Genomic DNA, 18,276 nt, shown 5'->3' on the forward strand with positions numbered 1-18,276 from the left:
GTCCTTACTACTGATTCTGTAATTCTTCAAGTTCTTCCCAGCGCTCAAGCGCAGCTTCAAGGTCAGACTCAAGTTGTGCCAAATGGTTCAATGCTTTAGTTGTTACATCACTCTCTTGTTTAAAAAAGTCTGAGTCACTAACTACAGCTTGTTGAGCTTCAATTTCAGCTTCTAGTTTTTCCATTTTATTCGGTAGTTGCTCTAATTCAAGTTTTAATTTGTAAGAGAGTTTATTTGTTTTAGCTGCAGGTTTAGCAACTGGAGCGACTACTTTTTCAACTTTTTTTACTGGTTGCTGCTGCGTTTTTTTTTCTTGTTCAGCTAAATAGTTAACGTAAGCCTCATAGTCGCTATAGCCACCTACAATATCTGTAACTTTACCGTTACCTTCAAACGCCCATACACTTGAACATGTATTATCAATAAATTCACGATCATGGCTTACAATCAGCACTGTACCTTGGTATTGATTAATGATGTCCTCTAGTAACTCTAACGTTTCAATGTCTAAGTCATTTGTTGGCTCATCGAGAACAAGGATATTAGACGGTTTTAAAAACAATTTAGCTAATAGTAATCTGTTTTTTTCACCACCAGAGAGTGCTTTAACAGGGGTTCGAGCACGTGCTGGCGGGAATAAAAAGTCTTGTAAATAACCTAAAACATGACGTGAGCGTCCGCCCATCATCACTTCTTGTTTACCTTCGGCGACGTTATCTTGAACTGTTGCTTCTTCATCAAGTTTTTCACGATATTGGTCAAAGTAAGCAAATTCTAAATTAACACCTTGCTTAGTTATGCCGCTATCAGGTGCTAAATTACCAAACATTAGTTTTAATAGTGTTGTTTTACCAATACCATTTGGGCCTACTAAGCCGATTCTGTCGCCACGCATTACCAGTGTCGAAAAATCATCAGCAATAACTTTGTCTTTAAATGCATGACAAAGATTCTTAGCTTCAAATACTAACTTACCAGAGCGATCTGCTGTTTCAATATTGAAATCAGTTTTACCAACTTGGTCAACACGTTGCTTACGCTCTGTACGAAGCTGTTTTAACTCTCTAACACGTCCTTCGTTACGCGTTCTACGCGCTTTAACACCTTGGCGGATCCATGTTTCTTCTTCGGCTAAACGCTTATCGAACAATGCATTTTGGCTTTCTTCTACTTTTAAATCATGGGCTTTTTGCTCTAAGTACGTGGCGTAATCACCAGGGTACGAAATAAGCTTACCACGGTCTAAATCTAAAATACGCGTAGCAACAGCACGAATAAACGCACGGTCATGCGATATAAATACGATTCCGCCCTTAAACTCTTTTAAAAATTGCTCAAGCCACATGACGCTTGCCATGTCTAAATGGTTTGTTGGCTCATCAAGTAATAATAAATCAGGCTCACTAACAAGTGCACGTGCAAGTGCTACTTTACGTAACCAACCACCAGAAAGAGACTCAAGTTTAGCTTCTGGCGTTAATTCTAATTGTGTTAGCACTAATTGAATTCGGCTATCAAAGCGCCAGCCATCAGCCGCTTCTAGTTGATTTGATAAACGTTCAAGCTTGTTTAATAACTTATCAGTACACACTGTTTGCAACTCATTACTTACATGATGAAAATCAATTAGTAAGTTTGCAATCTCAGGCATACCTTGCGCAACATAATCAAATACTGTGCCATTTGCGCCTTTTGGTGGATCTTGTTCTAAACGAGAAATTCGAATGCCACCTAGCTGATTTATTTCACCATCATCTAATACAACTTCGCCATCAAGCACTTTTAATAGAGTTGACTTACCCGCGCCATTTCGACCAACAACACACACTCTTTCGCCACTCTCTATAACAGCATCTGCTTTGTTAAGCAAAGCATGCGTACCAAAAGCAAGTTGTGCTTTTAAAATTCTAATTAAATCCATAGTTCTTATTTGCTCTTATTCTGCTTGTGCTAAAAATTCGCGCACAGTGTGTAAAGTAAAAGGCCAAAATAATTGCTCGCCTTTTTCACTTTCTAATACAGGAATAGTAATTTGATACTCAGCTATAAGCTGCTCATCAGTCATAATATCGATTAGTAATAACTCACTCGTATTACTAAGTACCTCAGTGATAAGTTGCTCAGCTTGCTCGCACAAGTGGCAACCATCAGTGTGGTATAAAACCCATTTAGCCATGTGTGATTAACCAGCTATTATGGATTTTTTTATTACGTTTAAAGTCTGGTGATAACGTTTTATCTGAAATATTAATGGCTTTTAAACCTAAACCAATCAGACCAACTTCATCTATCACAAAGCCACGTTTGTTATTAGAGAAAATTAAGGTACCTGATGGGCTTAAAATCTTCTTAACCCACGTTAATAATTTAATGTGATCGCTCTGTACATCAAACGCGTCTTTCATACGTTTTGAGTTTGAAAACGTTGGAGGATCTAAAAATATCAAATCATATTGCGCCGTTGCGTGCTCTAACCATTTTAAACAATCTGCTTGTTCAAAACGGTATCGTGTATTACTAATACCATTTAAATCAAAGTTATCTTGGCCCCATTTTAAGTAGGTCTTTGATAAATCGACTGTAGTAATGGCTTTAGCACCACCAAGAGCAGCATGTACAGAAGCTGTACCTGTGTATGCAAAAAGGTTTAAGAAACGTTTATCTTTAGCATTTTCTTGAATATAACGGCGCATTAAGCGATGGTCTAAAAACAAGCCTGTGTCTAAGTAGTCAAATAAATTAACTTTGAACTTAGCACCAAACTCTTCAACAACCATAGTACGGTTTTGTTTAGACATAGCGGTGTACTGATCTTCGCCCTTCTGCTTTTTACGTACTTTTACAGCAATGTTTTCAGGTGAAATCTCAAGCTGTTGAGCCGTTAAACTTATTACGTCTTGCAGGCGTTTTTCTGATGTTTTTTCATCAATTTCTTTAGGCGCTGCATATTCAAAAATTACAGCAGAGTCGCCATAAATATCTACAGCAACATTGTATTCAGGGATATCCGCTTCATAGACGCGATAAGCATCTATTTTATTTTGTTTAAGCCAGTTTTTTAAGCCTTGCTTATTTTTTTTCAATCTATTTGCAAATGACGTTGAGCCTTCAAAATTGAGTGCTTTTTTGTCATCTGTAGTCAAACTTACTTGCTTATCATCTAATTGGTATAAGTTAAGTTCTACATCAAGCGGGCCATTTTTAAATTTATAACGCTTAAGGCGCACAAGTTTTAAAAGTTTAAATAAGCTCTCGTCCATACCCAATAAGGCAAGTTTCCAGTGATTGAAGTGCTTTTTAAAGCCAACGCCTAAATTACGGTGTAAATCAACAAGCTCAGCCATAGAGCCAATACGCTCACCATAAGGTAAGTTTGAAATTACAACACCCGGTAATTTTGCAACAGCTGTAAGTTTAGTTGCATCACTTTGCTTAAACTTAATCACGTCGTCAAGCTCTGCACGTTTAGCATTATCAATTGCTTTACTTAATACTTGCTCATCGTAATCGTGGCCAATTAACCATAATTTAGGATCAGTAATATTAGCGAGTAACTCTTCTTTAAGCTCTTTAAACTTAGCGGCTCTAAAACTGGGTAAACGCTCAAAAGCAAAACCTTCACGGAATAATCCTGGCGCTTCGTTTCGCGCCATACCGGCAGCTTCTATCAAAATAGTGCCCGCACCACAACATGGATCGAATAAAGGCTGTTTTACATTTTCAAGCCAGCCACTTCGCTTAATTAATGCAGCAGCTAAGTGCTCTTTAATTGGCGCTTTACCTTGGCCTTGGCGGTAACCACGTTCTGACAAACGAGGACCTGAATAGTCAATATACATCGATACGCCGTAACGATTTAATCGTGCAACTACGCGCACGTTAGCATCTTGCTTATCAACGTTAGGACGTTGCTCATATAAATCATTAAAATAGTCAACAATCGCATCTTTGATTACAAGACCCGAAAATTGCGTGTTTTTTAATGAGTCATTGGTACCGTTGAAGTCGACAGCGAATGTTTGCGTAGGTCCAAACCATTCTTGCCAAGGTTGCGAGCGCGCAAAATTATACAGGCTATTTTTGTCATCTACGCCTTCTTTTTCTTCAATAAGCATAAGCACACGCGTTGCAAAACGAGTTGATAAACAAACCTTTTGCGCAAGTAATGAGTCAGCCTCAAAACGAACAGAACCAACAGTTTGCTTAGACACGGTTGCGCCAAGTTCTGTTAGTTCATCAACCAATAAATTTTCGATTCCGATAGAAGTAAGTGCGATAAATTGCAAAGTAATAACCCTTAATAGCTAATTGCGCAGGATTATAACATAGGTTGGGCGACAAACACGCCATAAAGACACGCTTAAGACTTAAATTTGGTTAGGCGGTTTGACTTTGATATTGCTGATTTAGGATGGGGTGTACTCGATTATTCAAAATACGGATTACTTCAAATTGCGCCAAAGATAAGTTTTCGTCTAATTTAAAGGTTTCACTTAAATTCAAACAAATAGATGCATCAGGACAATGCTCTACAATTAAAAAATCACCTGACTGCGCTTTAGATGTTAATTTTACTATTGCCTCTACGCTTGGCTCTGTCCCGGTGTATTCTTCAAAAAACCAACTTTTTGCTAAAACGGGTTTTAAGTGATACTTAACAGCAGTCGCATTTAATGATATTTGACAAATTTGAGCCGCAGACCACAATTCAAATCCATCCAGATAATTATAAACTTGTTCGTAAAATGCAGCATCTTCGAGACTAAAACGTGGATTTTTAAAAACAGAATCGGTGAGCTGTCTTAATTTATAAGGCGTGCATAATTGCATGTCGTCATTTAAATCAAGTAACAAACGATTTTTATCAGGACAAGTAATCCACTGCCATTGCTTTGATGCTTGTAACATTTACTCCTCCTTGGGTATGTTGAATAATTATTGCTCAGAGTATAACCGCTTTTGACCACTTTTAAAATGTTTGCTTAGAACATTTAGCTAACGATCAAAAGCTTAGATAACTGATCCTTATAAGCCGTTAACGATCGACTTTACCAATTGTGGACCTTTGTAGATGAACCCAGTATAAACCTGAACTAAATTTGCGCCTGCATCTAACTTTTCTTTTGCAGATGTAGCATCATCAATACCGCCGACTCCGATGATTGGTAGCTTACCTTGTGTTAAGCGTTTTAGTTCACTTACTACCTCTGTAGAGCGCATTCTAACAGGGTGACCTGATAAACCGCCCGCCTCTTGTGCATATTGCTGCCCCATAACTGCGGCTCGCTCAAGCGTTGTGTTTGTGGCAATTACACCATCAATTTTATTATTTAAAAGTGATTCACTTACTTGCTCTATTTGTATTTGATCGAGATCCGGTGCAATTTTTACAAGCATAGGCACTTGCTTATTATGCTTTGAAATTAAATCTAACTGTTCATTTTTAAGACTTTGCAATAAATCATCAAGTGCAGCACCATATTGTAAATCACGAAGCCCTGGGGTATTTGGTGATGAAATATTTACCGTAATGTATGAGGCATGCTCAAATACTTTACGCATACAATGAATGTAGTCATCTTTACCTTGTTCATTAGGTGTATCTTTATTTTTACCAATATTGATACCGAGTATGCCACTGTACTTTGCTGCTTTTACATTTTCGACTAAATTATCAACACCTTTATTATTAAAGCCCATACGGTTAATAATTGCGTTTGACTCTGGAAGTCTAAAAATACGTGGCTTATCATTACCAACTTGAGGACGCGGTGTAACCGTTCCAACTTCAATAAAACCAAATCCCATTTGGCTAAAAGCATCAATACATTCTGCATTTTTATCAAGGCCAGCGGCAAGCCCTACTGGGTTTTTAAATTCAAGACCTAAAAAGTTTACGGGTTTATCTGAAACACTTTGTGACCAAGCTATATTTAGAGGCGTATTAGCAAAACGACGAAGATTATTAAGTGCAAACTCATGCGCCCACTCCGCATCACGGGTAAACATAAAACGGCGAGCTAAATCATAAAACATCAATATAATCCTCTTTTTAAATTTCAGACAAAAAAATACCTCAGACAAGGCTGAGGTATTGTATAACAATTTTAACAATCAGTTATTTATTTACTAAACAAATAACTGATTAAAGCTAAATTATTTTCCTGATGTATCACAGTTATGACTTAATAACATAAGTTCACGAAGTGCAACTGAGAACTTAGCAAAGTCGTGGCTTTGTGATGTTTTAAACTCAGCCAACATTTGTTTCCAACGCTGAAGTAATAAATCTTGACTATCCATCCACTCATCTATTTGACTATCAACATCGCTCTCGTCACCTTCAAAGCTATTTAGCACCACTTCAGATAACGTACGTTGCTGCCAATCAAGCTCTTCACGGTAAGATGAACGAGCAAGTGCTTGCCAATGATTTGCTACTGGTTGCTTAGTTATTTGCTCTAAGAACCAATGCAGACCCATTCTTGCGCCTAGTTTAAAGTAAGTATTCGATACCATCGAAATACTCTTACCTGAATTATTAGCAACTTCAGCTAAATCCATCACAGAGAATAAGCTTGATAACGAAACAATACGATTAGCTATATCTGCAGGAACGCCGGCGTCAATTAACTTATTAGCTTCAATTACAATACGGTCATTTTCTTTTTCAATCATGTACGTATTTAAATTATCGCTTAAATCTTTAAATGTTGGCGCAAAGAATTCAATTCCTTGTTCAATCGTTTGTGACTTATTACGATGACGTAAGAACCAACGCGTAGTACGGCGAACAGTACGACGAAGTTGGTAAAGCATTTCAGTTTGTACCGCTGCTGGTATTTTATTATCCAGTGCGCTGATAGAAGACCATGTATCGCGCATTTCAAATATTTCGCTAGCAATTGAGTAACACATTGCAATTTCAGCTTCGTTGGCACCGGTTTCTTCATGCATACGTACCATGAAGTTTAAACCCATATCATTAACAATACTGTTAGCAAGTTTAGTTGCAATAATTTCTTTACGAAGTGGATGGTTGTTCATCGCATCGTTAAACTTCTCACGTAGAGGACGTGGGAATGACTTCACAAGCAATTGACGATAGTAAGGGTTTTCAGTAATTTCATCACTTACTAAAGACTCTTTTAATACCATTTTAGCGTACGAAACAAGCACTGAAAGCTCAGGGCGAGTTAAGTCTTTACCTGCGGCTGCACGTTCTGCCAATTCTTCATCGCTTGGAATAAACTCGATAGCACGGTTTAACTTGCCATCTTTTTCAAGTGCATGAATAAAACGAATCTTTTCTTTAAGCGTTGAAGTACCTTTAGACTGCGTAATTGAAATAGTATGTGTTTGACGGTAACAGTCTTTTAATACTAATTCAGATACTTCATCTGTCATTGAATAAAGTAGCTCATCACGTTGTTTACGTGTTAAGTCACCTTCAGCAACCAAGCCATTAAGTAAAATCTTAATGTTAACTTCGTTATCTGAACAGGCAACGCCCCCTACGTTATCAATAAAGTCAGTATTAACACGACCACCCTTAGCTGCAAATTCAACACGACCTAATTGAGTTGCACCTAAGTTACCGCCCTCACCAATTATTTTAGCGCCTAAATCTCTACCATTGATACGTAGTGCATCGTTTGCACGATCCCCTACATCTGCATCAGTTTCTTTAGAGTTTTTAATGTATGTACCAATACCGCCATTCCACAGTAAATCGAACTCCATCATCAATGAAGCTTTCATTAACTCATTTGGGGTCATACTTGCTTTTTTAGTACCCAACATTTTTTTCATTTCTGGGCTGAGCGTAATTGATTTAGCAGCACGAGAGAAAACACCACCACCGGCAGAAATTAACTCTTTATTGTAATCTTCCCAAGATGAACGCGGCATATTAAATAAACGTTCGCGCTCTGGGTAAGAAGTAGCAGCATCTGGGTTAGGATCAACAAAAATGTGCATATGGTTAAAGGCAACTTGTAAACGAATATGCTTAGATAACAACATACCATTACCAAATACATCACCAGCCATATCGCCAATTGCAACTACCGTAAAGTCGGTAGTTTGACAATCGATATCCATTTCACGGAAATGTCGTTTAACTGACTCCCATGCGCCTTTAGCTGTAATACCCATTTTCTTATGATCGTAACCAACCGAGCCACCTGATGCGAATGCATCACCTAGCCAGAAATTGTATTCATTAGCTATGCCGTTTGCGATATCAGAGAAAGTAGCGGTTCCTTTATCGGCTGCAACCACTAAGTAAGCATCATCTTCATCGTGGCGAACAACATCGCGAGCTGGGACTACTTCCCCGCGCTCTATGTTATCTGTAATATCTAGAAGACCACGGATAAAGATTTTGTAACACTCTTGGCCTTCTTTTATAAACGCTTCGCGCTCACTAGGTAATTGTTTACATACAAAACCACCTTTAGAACCAACAGGTACAATTACTGTATTTTTAACTTGTTGCGCTTTAACTAAGCCAAGTACTTCAGTACGGAAATCTTCACGACGATCAGACCAACGCAGACCACCACGCGCTACTTTACCGTAACGTAAATGCACACCTTCAACGCGCGGAGAATAAACAAAGATCTCAAACGCAGGAAGTGGAAGTGGTACATCAGGAATTAAGCTAGGCTGTATTTTAAACGAGACATAAGACTTAAACTGACCTGCATCATCTTTTTGGAAATAGTTAGTACGAAGCGTTGCAACAATCATATCTACGTATAAACGTATAATGCGGTCATCATCAAGGTTTGCTACATTTTCAAGTTCTAAGTAAATTTGCGTACTTAACTTTTCAAGTGTTTTAGCACTTGCTGGGCTCTTAACTGAGAACTTTTTAGCAAATAAATTAACAATTTGCGCTGCAATGTTTGGATAATTTGCAAATGTGCTTTCAATGTAACTTTGTGAGAACGTTACACCAATTTGACGCATGTACTTAGCGTAAGCACGTAAAATAGAGGCTTCGCGGCCAGTTAGGCCACCCATTAACACTAAACGGTTAAAACCATCATTTTCAAGGCGGTTGCCCCACACATTTGTTAATGCAGCGCGAAAACGTGCTGAAATTTTATCAAAGTCTGCCATCCCTTTGCTGTCAATAAGCATCGAGAAGTCCATGATCCAGTTAATACGACCATCGCTAGTTTTAACTGAATATGGTGTTTCACCAACAACGCGCAGACCAAAGTTTTCAAGCATTGGCATAACATCAGATAAGTGAATTGGCTCATCTTTATGGAATAAGCTTAATCGTACAATATTACTGTTTGCTTCTTCTTGAGGACGGTAGAACAGCATTTCTAGCTTGTTTTCATCGCTAAGTAGTTCTAATTTTTCGATATCAACAACCGCAGCACTTGGAAGCACTTCGTCTTTGTATGAGCGTGCAAACGCATTACAGTATTTACGATTTAAATCGTTACCGCGTGCTTCACCCGCAGACTCTAAAAGTGCAGATTGAAGTTTATCTTCCCACGTACGTGCAGCTTCTACTAAATTGTTTTCGATGTCTTTCACGTTATATTCGATCTTGTTGTCGGTCACACGAACGGTGTAATGAGTACGCGCCAGTGTTGACTCAGAGAAATAAGTAGTAAATTCGACTTTATCGTCAGAATTAAATGCATTAGCTAATATATCTTGCGTTTCACGACGAAGAGCCGTGTTATAGCGTTCGCGAGGAACATAAACCATGCAAGATAAAAAGCGACCATACGCATCTTTACGTACAAACAAGCGACACATATCGCGCTCTTGTACTTGTAAAACACCCATAGCAACTTCAAGTAGCTCACTTTCGCGCGCTTGAACTAGCTCATCACGTGGGTAGGTTTCTAAAATATTTAAAACAGCTTTGTAAGCGTGTGTACCTTTAGCAAAATCACACATTTCCATAATGCGGTTAATTTTACTTTTTAAAACAGGCACATCAGTAGCACTGTTATTGTAAAAGCTTGATGAGAACAAACCAATAAAGCGGTCTTCACCAATTACATTGCCTTCATCGTCAAAACGCTTAATACCTACGTAATCAATGTAAGCTGGACGGTGAACGCGAGAAACAGAGTTAGTTTTTGTTAGGATCAGTAGGTTGCTGCTGCGTGCTTCTTGGCGAGCAACCTCTGGTAATTCTGATAATAATCGTGTGTGTTCTTCAGTAGAGTTTTTCATCAAGCCAAGGCTTGATTCCATTTTACCTTTTAATTGGTAATCACCTTGAACTGGGCTTAGCTCATATTCACGGTAACCCATTAGGGTAAAGTTATCTTTCGCTAACCAATCTAAAAACTCAGTTGTTTCTGAAACTTCTTCTGTCGTTTTATTGTGATGACGTTTAGGTAACTCTTTGGTTACTGCAATCAATTTTTTACGAATTGGCTGCCAATCATCAACAGCAACTGACACATCAACAAGAACCGACTCTAACTCTTTCTTGAAAGACTCAATCACAGAAGAATCTGTTTGACGGTCAATTTCAATAAAAAATACTGTTTTAGTAGATGAGGATTCTTGCTCTGCTTTTAAATTTGATAATCCAGAAATTTTAGCGTTTTCATCGCGCTTAATTTTTAATGGGCAGTGAAGTAATAAGTGAGAGGCGATATTTTCACGAGTCATGGCCATACGAACAGAATCAACTAAAAACGGCATGTCTTTAGTAATAATCTCTACGATTGTATGTGATGACTGCCAGCCATCTTTTGCCACTTCAGGGTTGAAAACGCGGATAACAGCGTCGTCGGTAGTATTTTTTTCTAGCGAGTTCCAAAGGCTTAATGCTGCGCCATATAGGTCACTATCGTTGCGGTTTGCCAAATCCTCTTTAGACATATTGCTGTACAAGGCTTTGGCGAATTTCTCAACGAGTAACACATTATCAGCGCGAACTTTTTTCTGGATCAGCTTACAGACATTATCTAGGATAACCGAGGCTTGGCCTTCATTTCGTGTCATTGTATGTTCCTTAATCTATTACTGCTCAGGAGCAGGAATTTGTACAGCTATTCATTAGCGTGGAGTCAATTAAATTCTAACCCTTTTACAGCTAATAAACAGCCTTTTCGATGAAAACATTTTAAGCATTTCAGCTATTTGGTCATCTATTCACAAATTGTAGATATAAATGGCCTTTACAGGCCATTTTGGAGCAAAATTATTCACATTATTTTTTCTGGTCAGTCCAGAGAAGGCTACCAATAGCGGGTAATAACAACACTGCACCTAACATATTTACTAAAAACATGAAGGTTAACAGTATACCCATATCAACTTGGAATTTAAGATCTGAGAATATCCACGTACTCACACCAATCGCAAGTGTAATACCGGTAAATAGAACCGCACTTCCACGTTCAACAAGCGCATTTCGATAAGCAACACTTAATGGTACATTTTGCTTAAGCTGCCCCATCATCGACGACAGTATATAAATACCGTAATCGACCCCAATACCTACTCCTAGAGCAATAACTGGCAAAGTAGAAACGGTTAAGCCTATTTCTAATTGCACCATAAGTGCTTGTGCAAGTGTTGATACGATATAAAGCGGCAATACCACAGCAATCGTTGCTTTTACGCTTCTAAAGCTCATTAAACATAAAATAATAACGGCACCATAAACGTAAAGCATCATTGGTATTTGTGCTTCTGATACAGACTCATTAGTCGCGGCCATTACGCCCACAGGTCCTGACGCTAATTTAAATGCTAATTTATCAGTGCCCTCTTCTTGTGCAAATTGCTTAACACTCTTAATTACGGTATCGATAGTTTGTGCTTTATGATCATCTAAGAATATAATCACTGGCATAACAGAACAATCACCGTTAAGTAAACCTGTACTAGTTTCAACTCGAGACGTTGACTGTACTAAGCTTGCTGAATTTCTTGGCAAACTCTGCCATTTTAAATTGCCTTCGTTGTAGCCCGCGTTAACCGATTGAGCTACAGAGCTCAAACTTACAGCAGACTGCACACCGGCCACATTCTCAACTTTGTATTGAAAACGGCTTATACGCTCCATCACATCATGCTCAGTACATGCTGCAGGATACGCCTCTACAATTACTTTTAAAATATCAGATGAGATAGTGTACTTATCTGATATTAAAAACGTGTCTTGGTTGTAACGGGCATCTTGATGCAGAGATGGTGCGCCTGCGTGTAAGTCACCTATACGCATTTTATCTGCTTGCCAGTAACCTAAAGCAAATAGAACAAGGGTAAAACCAATAATCATTTTAGCTACTTTAGGATCAGTCGCTTTAACAAGTAAGTCGCGGATTTTATCAAGCATGTTTGGTTTTGCTGCATCACCAGATTGAATATGTACACTGTTTTCAAAGTTCATGTACGAAGCCCAAACTGGCAATAAGATTAAATTAGTAAATATAATTACTGCTACACCTAAACTCGCTGTAATGGCAAGTTCACGGATAATACCAATATCGATGGTAAGTAATGTTAAGAAGCCTACGGTGTCTGAAAGCAGTGCAATACCGCCTGGCACTAATAAAGCCCTAAAACTTGACTGACAACAAATACGTGTTGTTTTACCTTCACCTACTTTTTTACCAATCGCATTTATCATCTGCACACCATGGCTTACACCAATAGCAAATACTAAAAACGGTACCAAAATAGACATAGGATCAAGGCCAAAACCTAAACTTGAAAGCAGGCCTAATTGCCAAATAACAGCAATAATGGAACATGCGATAGGCAAAATAGTCAGCTTTAAACTGCCACAAAATAGCCAGACCATAATAAAGGTAAAAGCGATAGCAATGACAAAAAATACAACCACCCCTTTTGCCCCTTCAGCTATATCACCAGCCATTTTTGCAAAGCCAATAATATGAATACTTACTTTGTCCGTACTTAAAGGCTCTCTTAAATCACTTTCTAGCTTTTGTGCAAAAGCTAATGTGTCTAATTTTTGTTGTGTTTGAGGATCAGTTTCTAAAAGTTGAGCAGTTACCATTGCACACGAATAATCGCTGGCAATCATACGTCCTACAACTTTTGCTTTTTCAATGTTTTCCTTTACTACACCTAAACCACGCTTATCTGCTTTAAAGTTAGCAGGAATAATTGGGCCACCGGCAAAGCCATCCTCCACTACTTCAACAAAACGAGCACTGGGTGAAAATATTGAGTTAACTAATGGACGATTTACGCCAGGAATGAAATAAAGCTGATCGTGAACCGCTTTTAATTGAGTAAAGAACTCTGGATTAAATATATCACCACTGTCATCACACACTGAAATCAAAATACTGTTTGCACCACCAAACTGCTTTTCATGCTTGGTATACACTTTCATATAATCGTGGTTTAACGGGATATTTTTATTAAACGATGCATCTAATTGAATTTGAGTCGCTTTGAATACAAGTAAACAGGTTATAAGTGCAAAACTTATAAGCATAATTAAGCGATGTCTAAAAATCGCCTTTTCAATAAAATCGAGTAGTTTATGCATTAAGGGGTTAACTCCTTCACTTTAATGCCATCTTCTGTAGCCATGATTAGTTTGTTATCTAAAATTACACCATCAAGAATCGCTTTACCGTCAGCAAGCTGCTCATGGGTGAGTAACCCATCTTGAAGATGAAAAATAACGCCACTGTTGGCAAGCATAAGCCATTGTTTGTTATTATAATTAATGATGTTGTTGATCGTCGCTGTTTTAACATTTTCGAAATGCTGCCACTGCTGTTCACCATTTTGCTTTGCAAAAACATTACCTCGAAGCCCTGCCACAATTTCTTGTGTGCTATCTGATGCAACCGCAAAGAATGAGCCAGGATAAATTTCTTCTATCCTTTGCCAAGTTTGACCATCATCAATGCTTCTGGCCATCAAGCCCATCTCACCAACCAGCATTAAACCATTATCTGTTTTTTCGATTCGATTAAAGTGCGGTAAAATTGAAGCAGTTTCGGCTTCGTATCCTTCGGGGTCATTTTCTTTTAAATCGTTCAAGTAATCACGATCATCACTAAATAATAGCGAATCTAAAAAGCGTTTTTGCCAATGTTTACCACCATCGGTGGTTTGATAAAACATGCCATATGCGCCCACTGCAAAACCTTTTAAATCATCTTCAAATAGAATATCTAAACATGGTTTGTCTAATTTTGGTTGTGCTTGTTGTAGTTGCCAATTAACACCACCGTCAGTAGTATTTATTATTGTTGCATCGTGGCCACACGCCCATCCATTATTTTCATTACTAAAATCAACGGCAGTTAATAGCACTTGAGTTGGGACTAGCTCAGCTTGTTGCCATTTATCACCCGAGATACTTTTAATAACAGTACCGTGTTTACCTACTGCAATTAGACCATTGCCTGTGTTGGTTATGTCGGTGAGTAAGGTTTTAGCTGCATTTGTTGCACTGATTGCATTGTTAGGGGCTTCTTGTGCAACACCCGCACCGCTTATTATCAGGCTGGCATATACCAAATACTTCATAAATTTTAATCGCCTTGTACGAGAGAGTTGTTTGTCTTTTTACTGGGGAAAGCGTTGCGCGCTGTAAGACAAACGCGATGAGAAAGGAAAAGGCACTTAACAAATTGTTAAGTGCCTAGTTTAATACTATCTACCTGCGCGACGTAAAGCGCTTGAAGTAAATTCGTTATCGTTAAATGACTGTGAAAAATCGTACATTTTTTCTTGGTTATCTAAACCAATTGCTAAATAACGACGAGAATTCAAATCATGATAAACCTCAAGCGTACTCCACTGTGTAGGTACTTCGTAGTAGTTAAGGCCATAAGCCATTGCTACACGGTAAAGTTGGTCGCGGTTATCATAAATATCAGTAACCTGTACTTGCCAGCTATCTTCATCGATGTAAAACACACGTTTTTTATAGATATGACGTGTATCATCTTTTAAGTTAGCTTCAACAACCCAAACACGGTGTTTTTCGTAACGTGTATGTTCTGGGTTAATATGGCCAGGCATTAAAATATCATCGTACTCTAGCTTATCACTATGAAGTTTATAGCTGTTGTAAGGTATATATAACTCTTGCTTGCCTTTTAGCGTCCAGTTGTAACGATTTGGCGAGCCATTAAACATATCAAAATCATCGGTAGTACGCAGGCTATCTGCAGCTGTGCCTGGTGCATCATATGCGACATTAGGTGCACGACGAACACGACGTTGTCCCGAGTTGTAGGTCCATGCTTGGCGCGGCGTTAATATTTGATCCATTGTTTCATGAACTAATAATGCAGTACCCGCTAAACGAGCCGGTTCTGTAACGCTTTGTTTAAACTTAAACAAAATATTTGAGTCTTGCAGCTCTGCTGGTGTTGCACTAGGGTCTGAGTATTTAACTAATAACTGCTCATCAAAGCCAACATAGTTATAAGAACCAGATGCAGTCGGTGCAGCTTGACCACCAAAACGCTCAATAGACTGGCCACGGTAACGTAATAAGTGATTCCAAATTGCCTCTAAACCCGTTTTAGGTATAGGGAAAGGAATACCAATCGCTGTATTTTTAATACCGTTACCGCCTTCTATTAATTCAGCAGTCGGTGCAAACTTTTTAGTCGCATCATATACAAACTGAGGGTAAGAAGCAGAACGACGTGTTTCATACACTGGCATTTTAAATGTGTCTGGGTATGCTTCAAATAAAGCAATTTGACCCGGACTTAAATTGGCTTTGTACTTTTCAATATTACTTTTATCAATAGTGAAAAGCACTTTATCAGCTGTAAATGGGTCAAGGTGATGCATACCAGCTTCATAACCTGCAGGGGCTGTTGTAATTCCGTTATTCCATGCTGGAATAGAGCCATCAGCATTAGCTGCTTTTTCTGCGCCCATTGGCGTTAAGTTTTGACCTAATTGAGCAACTTCATCAGCGTTTAATTTAGCTAAAGCTGCGCTGCTTGCAAACAAGCTACAAAAAGCTGTAGCGATGAGGGTAGGTTTTTTAATCATAATAATGTTACCCCTAAATAGAATATTTTAAGTTAAAAGAAACGTAATCGCGATCTGAGAAAGTATTAATATCGCCGCCGCCCCAAAACGAGTTATAGCTCACATCAAGTGACCACGCATTTTGGTAGTTAAAGTTCATGGTTGCACCTAAAGATTTACGGTCTTCAATAAATAAGAACATAGGGTCTGGTGTATTACCATTTACGTCATGAGAAAATACAAAACGTGGAGAGAAGTTAATACCTTTGTAAAGGTTAAAATAATCACCTTTAGCAATTAAGCGGTAACCCCAAGAAGACGCAGTAGCAAATGATTTTTCTTCAGCGCCATTTGATAAACCAAGTTGCAATGTTGAGTAATCAGTAGTACCAGGGCCTGTAATTGTGCCACTACGGCCAGTACCCGATACATTTAAACGCATTTCGTCATATTCTGGCATGTTATGAATTTTTACAGCACCCACTTCACCAACAACAGCCCAACTATCGGCACCTAATGAAGGTCCAAATAAGTGAGTAGCCGTGAATTGAATTTGTGATGTATCACGTTCTATATAGCCTTGAGCAACTTCACCCGCACCAACAGAGCTAATATCATCGCCAAAACTCATTTGCGAAATACCTGCAAAATCAGGACGAAGACCTGCAAGCGCTAACTGCTCCGGCATAGCTGTGTAAAGTAACTCTACGTCATCAATTTGCAGTGGTTCATCTTGACGAAACGCAAACTCACCCGCAAAGGCTGTTTCACCAATAGTTGTGTTAAAACTTAAACCATATAGTTTAATATCTTCTGGGTAGTCGTTTTCAGCTTTTGAGAAGGCCGTTAAATCAGCAACATTATCTGACGTAATTTCTGTTGTCATGATCATCGCTAAATCTTGAGCAATTGCTGCCTGTGAAAAGTTTGATACACGACCAGATATAAGTGGACGACGACTATGGTAGTTCACGTGGTATAACGCAATTTCAGTATCATTAAATTCAGGTAAAAATATACCTAAACGTAAACCGTACTGTCCGCCATCTTCAGGTTCATTTTTACCATTATCTCCTTTACCTTTTAACGCAACCTTAGTTGGGTAAGCAAGATACATTTGGGCTAATAAAGCGCTTCCTTCAGCACTTGAAGGATCAATACCTTGAGCAGATGCTGCTAATGCAAAATCAGATGTTAGGTTATTTAAACTATCCGTTAAAAAAGCAACATCAATATCAGGATTAGACGTAAAGCCTAATTGAACATTCTGCTGATAACCATTTTCTGCTGCAAAGTCATTAGTAGAAAAGTATGTACCTGCTGCTGGTAAACGTGTTTCTTGCCATTGATATTGGTAGAAACCTTCAAGCGTAATATTCTCAGTAATTCCGAGCGATGCCCAAAGCATACCGATTGGTATAAATGCTTCTTTTAGCTCAGCGCCAGGTGCTTTTAATCGATCTATATCAACTGGGTTTACGTTAATACCATGAGATATAAGCGTACTTTCACCCCAGTTAACTACTTGCTGGCCTAAACGGACAGATAAAGGGTTATTACCATCATTTAAATCAAAATCGGCCCATACAAACGCGTCTAATAAACGAATGTCGGCACAACTTTGTGCTTTGGTGTCTTTATCGTCACATGGATCGACACCCTGCCCTGATGTAGGATTTGAATAAGCGTGATAACCATCCATCAACGCAAAGTCATAAAAATACATGAAGCGAGTGAATAAACCGTAGTTATCTTTATTTATTGAAAGGTCGTGTGTGCCCTTCAATAGTTTTGAGAATGAGTCACCACTATCAAAATTTAAATTACCCGCGTCACCGTTATTTGAATAAGACCCAGGTTGAGCCCATACATCTTGAGATGAGTAAATAGTGTTGTTTAGCGCTGGGTTGTATCCTGTCCAATCAAATGCTGGATTATTACTTTTACCAATTAGGTTAAAGTCTCTATCTTCTACGCGAACACTTTGCCCATATGAAAAGGTTGAATCGAAGGTAATATCAAAACCTCCAGCTTCAAATGTTACAGCTTGAGTACTTGCTGCAGATAAACCTAAGCTAGCGGCTGCTAAACCTATAGCGATTCTATTTTTAACAAAAAGCGATCTTCTTATCATTTTGGTTCCCCCCTGTCGCGGGTCATTTTGTGTGATCAAGTTATTGTTTTTAGTGTAATCATAACGATAGAAGCGAATCAGTGAAATTACAAATACTCGCTTTAATCTGTCATATACTTTTTATTCTGGTTAACGCTTACGTATTGGTA

Annotated in this window: 10 protein-coding genes; all 10 read right to left on the reverse strand. The window is 38.5% G+C overall.

Going from position 1 to position 18,276, the window contains the following annotated elements:
* Positions 1-7: 7 nt before the first annotated feature.
* Entirely contained in the window at positions 8-1,921 is a 1,914-nt protein-coding gene (gene uup, locus AAEY62_RS02030; protein ID WP_024589192.1) for an ATP-binding cassette ATPase Uup, read from the reverse strand.
* Between the two features lie 15 nt (positions 1,922-1,936).
* Positions 1,937-2,176, reverse strand: coding sequence for a glutaredoxin family protein (locus AAEY62_RS02035; protein WP_024589191.1), 240 nt, complete (start codon positions 2,174-2,176; stop codon positions 1,937-1,939).
* Complete coding sequence (gene rlmKL, locus AAEY62_RS02040; RefSeq protein ID WP_007586899.1) at positions 2,169-4,286, reverse strand: bifunctional 23S rRNA (guanine(2069)-N(7))-methyltransferase RlmK/23S rRNA (guanine(2445)-N(2))-methyltransferase RlmL; 2,118 nt, start codon at positions 4,284-4,286, stop codon at positions 2,169-2,171. Before rlmKL ends, AAEY62_RS02035 begins: the two co-directional genes overlap by 8 nt.
* Positions 4,287-4,377: 91 nt before the next feature.
* A complete protein-coding gene (locus AAEY62_RS02045) occupies positions 4,378-4,908 on the reverse strand; it encodes a cell division protein ZapC (RefSeq protein WP_007586900.1) in 531 nt (176 codons plus the stop codon).
* 117 nt (positions 4,909-5,025) lie between these two features.
* A complete protein-coding gene (gene pyrD / locus AAEY62_RS02050; RefSeq protein ID WP_024589190.1) occupies positions 5,026-6,036 on the reverse strand; it encodes a quinone-dependent dihydroorotate dehydrogenase in 1,011 nt (336 codons plus the stop codon).
* A gap of 120 nt (positions 6,037-6,156) precedes the next feature.
* Positions 6,157-10,998, reverse strand: coding sequence for an NAD-glutamate dehydrogenase (locus AAEY62_RS02055; protein WP_024589189.1), 4,842 nt, complete (start codon positions 10,996-10,998; stop codon positions 6,157-6,159).
* 208 nt (positions 10,999-11,206) lie between these two features.
* Entirely contained in the window at positions 11,207-13,528 is a 2,322-nt protein-coding gene (locus AAEY62_RS02060) for an efflux RND transporter permease subunit (RefSeq protein WP_350634520.1), read from the reverse strand.
* Complete coding sequence (locus AAEY62_RS02065) at positions 13,528-14,523, reverse strand: WD40/YVTN/BNR-like repeat-containing protein (RefSeq protein ID WP_350634522.1); 996 nt, start codon at positions 14,521-14,523, stop codon at positions 13,528-13,530. The genes AAEY62_RS02060 and AAEY62_RS02065 overlap by 1 nt, the downstream gene beginning before the upstream one ends.
* A gap of 126 nt (positions 14,524-14,649) precedes the next feature.
* Complete coding sequence (locus AAEY62_RS02070; protein WP_165721954.1) at positions 14,650-16,014, reverse strand: DUF1329 domain-containing protein; 1,365 nt, start codon at positions 16,012-16,014, stop codon at positions 14,650-14,652.
* 13 nt (positions 16,015-16,027) lie between these two features.
* A complete protein-coding gene (locus AAEY62_RS02075) occupies positions 16,028-18,127 on the reverse strand; it encodes a DUF1302 domain-containing protein (RefSeq protein ID WP_024589185.1) in 2,100 nt (699 codons plus the stop codon).
* Between the last annotated feature and the right edge of the window lie 149 nt (positions 18,128-18,276).

This window comes from Pseudoalteromonas sp. GW168-MNA-CIBAN-0100, assembly GCF_040309225.1.
GTDB classification, from domain to species: domain Bacteria; phylum Pseudomonadota; class Gammaproteobacteria; order Enterobacterales; family Alteromonadaceae; genus Pseudoalteromonas; species Pseudoalteromonas arctica.

What these genes read in the sequence shown, in the direction of transcription:
- AAEY62_RS02045 (WP_007586900.1), bottom strand. Translation starts at nt 4,908, where the DNA reads ATGTTACAAGCATCAAAGCAATGGCAGTGGATTACTTGTCCTGATAAA.
- uup (WP_024589192.1), bottom strand. Translation starts at nt 1,921, where the DNA reads ATGGATTTAATTAGAATTTTAAAAGCACAACTTGCTTTTGGTACGCAT.
- pyrD (WP_024589190.1), bottom strand. Translation starts at nt 6,036, where the DNA reads ATGTTTTATGATTTAGCTCGCCGTTTTATGTTTACCCGTGATGCGGAG.
- AAEY62_RS02075 (WP_024589185.1), bottom strand. Translation starts at nt 18,127, where the DNA reads ATGATAAGAAGATCGCTTTTTGTTAAAAATAGAATCGCTATAGGTTTA.
- AAEY62_RS02035 (WP_024589191.1), bottom strand. Translation starts at nt 2,176, where the DNA reads ATGGCTAAATGGGTTTTATACCACACTGATGGTTGCCACTTGTGCGAG.
- AAEY62_RS02055 (WP_024589189.1), bottom strand. Translation starts at nt 10,998, where the DNA reads ATGACACGAAATGAAGGCCAAGCCTCGGTTATCCTAGATAATGTCTGT.
- AAEY62_RS02060 (WP_350634520.1), bottom strand. Translation starts at nt 13,528, where the DNA reads ATGCATAAACTACTCGATTTTATTGAAAAGGCGATTTTTAGACATCGC.
- AAEY62_RS02065 (WP_350634522.1), bottom strand. Translation starts at nt 14,523, where the DNA reads ATGAAGTATTTGGTATATGCCAGCCTGATAATAAGCGGTGCGGGTGTT.
- AAEY62_RS02070 (WP_165721954.1), bottom strand. Translation starts at nt 16,014, where the DNA reads ATGATTAAAAAACCTACCCTCATCGCTACAGCTTTTTGTAGCTTGTTT.